Raw genomic sequence first — 839 nt, forward strand, 5'->3', positions numbered from 1 at the left:
CCAGTAGAGCGAGGTCAGCAGGATGATCGCGGAGACCGGATCCATCGAGAAGGTCAGCGGCAGCATCAGCGACACGCCGTTAGGCGCGCCGAGGCCGGGCAGGACACCAACCAGTATGCCGAGCAGGACGCCCGCCATCATCAGCAGGATGTGGTGAGTGGTGAGCGCGACCGAGAAGCCGTGCATCAGGGAGGCGACATTATCCATGAGGCGGCACCGATCCGGAAAGGGAGATGATCACAGGCCGAGGAAAGACTCGAGCGGCCCCTTGAGCAGGCCGATCTGGAAGAACTTTTCGAGCGCGAGATAGAACAGCACGGCCGTCACGAAGGCGGTGCCGAGCGAGGCGAACCAGCTGTAGCGACCCTGGAAGCGCATGGTGAAGACGAGATAGAGAATGGTCGCGACATACATGCCGAGCGTGACGCTCAGCACGGCGAAGGCCAGCATCGGCAGGAAGAAGGCGGCAACGCGCTTGCCCTGCTCGCGATCGAGAAAGACGTCCTGCAGATTGCCGCTTCCGGTAAAGCGCTTGCTCAGCGTCAGCACCAAGGTGCCGAGGCTCGCGGCGGCAACAAGCAGACCGGTATAGAAGGGGAAGGCGCCCGGCTGTGGCCCGGACGAATCCCAGCCGACGCCGAAGTCCAGTGCACCATAGACGATGCCGAGCCCGAAGATCATCGTGACCACGGCCATGGCGGATTCAGCCCAGAAGCGGGTGATCATCGCAGCCTCCTCCAGCGAACGGCTTCAGGCCGTCTCTTCACATTCAACGCGCCTGTCCCGGTCCTGTCGAAGGCGCCGGGACAAGGCCAATCGGGAAACGACCTGCCGCCGGC

The 839-nt window shown here is 63.4% G+C and carries 2 protein-coding genes; both read right to left on the reverse strand.

Annotated features, from left to right (window positions below; genetic code table 11):
* Positions 1-207 (reverse strand): tripartite tricarboxylate transporter permease (locus AC1D34_RS35745; protein ID WP_476826808.1); only part of this gene is annotated, 207 nt, incomplete at its 3' end.
* A 30-nt stretch (positions 208-237) separates the two neighbouring features.
* On the reverse strand, positions 238-726 hold the full coding sequence (locus AC1D34_RS35750) for a tripartite tricarboxylate transporter TctB family protein (RefSeq protein ID WP_441504784.1): 489 nt from the start codon (positions 724-726) through the stop codon (positions 238-240).
* Positions 727-839: the final 113 nt, after the last annotated feature.

Source organism: Allobosea sp. P1_A7, from assembly GCF_056406775.1.

Excerpts from the sequence above, each read along its gene's own strand:
- AC1D34_RS35750 (WP_441504784.1), bottom strand. The coding sequence starts at position 726 with ATGATCACCCGCTTCTGGGCTGAATCCGCCATGGCCGTGGTCACGATG.